Annotated in this window: 1 protein-coding gene; it reads left to right on the top strand. The window is 41.4% G+C overall.

The genetic code is table 11. The features are described from left to right. On the top strand, window positions 1–1238 hold a 1238-nt coding region (locus ASG59_RS19945), incomplete at its 5' end, for a cytochrome P450 (RefSeq protein ID WP_156399219.1). Window positions 1239–1361: the final 123 nt, after the last annotated feature.

Raw genomic sequence — 1361 nt, 5'->3', positions numbered from 1 at the left:
ATAATTCCTTAGCACTATGCGATTGGTCAAACCTTCAACTAAGAAGAAGAAATCTCGCCCGCCGCCATTGTGGACCCAAACAACACACCGACAACTTCGCGCGCATCGGAGACGTCGCTACATTCGAATCCATAGAACTGCTACAAACACTTAAAAACATAACCCGTACTTTAGACTCCAGCATCAACCTAAAACCGATCTTAATGACTACAGCAATGAATATGTTTTCGCACTACATGTGCAACGTGAGATTTGACGCCGAAAACGACGAAGATTTCAAGCGCATCGTCGACCATTTTGACGAAATTTTCTGGGAGATTAACCAAGGTTATGCCTTAGATTTTCTGCCGTGGCTCCAACCTTTTTACAAGAAGCATTTAGATAAACTGTCTAACTGGTCTTCAGATATTCGCTCGTTCATTCTTTCAAGGATCGTAGAACAGAGGGAATTGGATCTGGACATAGAAGGGCCTGAAAAGGACTTTCTAGATGGGTTGCTAAAAGTTTTACATGAAGACCCGACGGTTGATAGAAATACTATAATCTTCATGCTTGAAGATTTTCTAGGCGGTCATTCTTCGGTGGGTAATCTTGTCATGTTATGTTTGACAGCTGTGGCGAGAGACCCTGAAGTCGGCAGGAAGATTAGGGCAGAATTAGACGGTTTGACTAAAGGCAAAAGGCCTGTTACATTACTCGACCGTCATAGTTTGCCATACACAGAAGCAACTGTCTTAGAATGTCTAAGATACGCCTCATCCCCTATCGTTCCTCATGTAGCTACGGAGAACGCAGCAATCTCAGGATATGGCGTAGAAAAAGGAACGATAGTCTTCATAAACAACTATGAACTAAACACTTCAGAGGAATACTGGAATGAGCCGGAGAAATTTGACCCATCAAGGTTTCTAGAAAAGACCAAAGTTAGGGTTCGAAGGAATTCTTTCTGTGATTCCGGCATGGAATCTGATGGGGAAAGGCCGAGCAAGCCAGCGGAGACGGAAAAAGAAGTCTGGTCTGTTAAGAGGAACATCCCACATTTCCTGCCTTTTAGTATAGGTAAGCGAACGTGCATTGGTCAAACTTTAGTAACTACGATGAGTTTCGTCATGTTTGCCAGTATAATGCAGGAGTTTGAAATTGGGGCTGAAAATTTGGAAGATCTAAGACAGAAACCGGCGTGTGTGGCTTTGCCTAAAGATACGTATAACCTATTTTTGATCCCGAGAAAACATTGATCTTTTTGATTTTTTTGAAAGTACGTAAATTATTTGCGCTTGGTTCTTTTATTTGTAGTTTTGTGTTGACGCTGTTTTTTTTTTTGAAAAAATTGCAGGTTTTTTTGTAGTTACCTTTTTAGC

It is taken from the genome of Methylobacterium sp. Leaf466, assembly GCF_001425565.1.
Classification (GTDB): Bacteria; Pseudomonadota; Alphaproteobacteria; order Rhizobiales; family Beijerinckiaceae; genus Methylobacterium.
The sequence above is the reverse complement of the archived record's forward strand: the minus strand, read 5'-3'. Positions and strand labels throughout refer to the sequence as shown.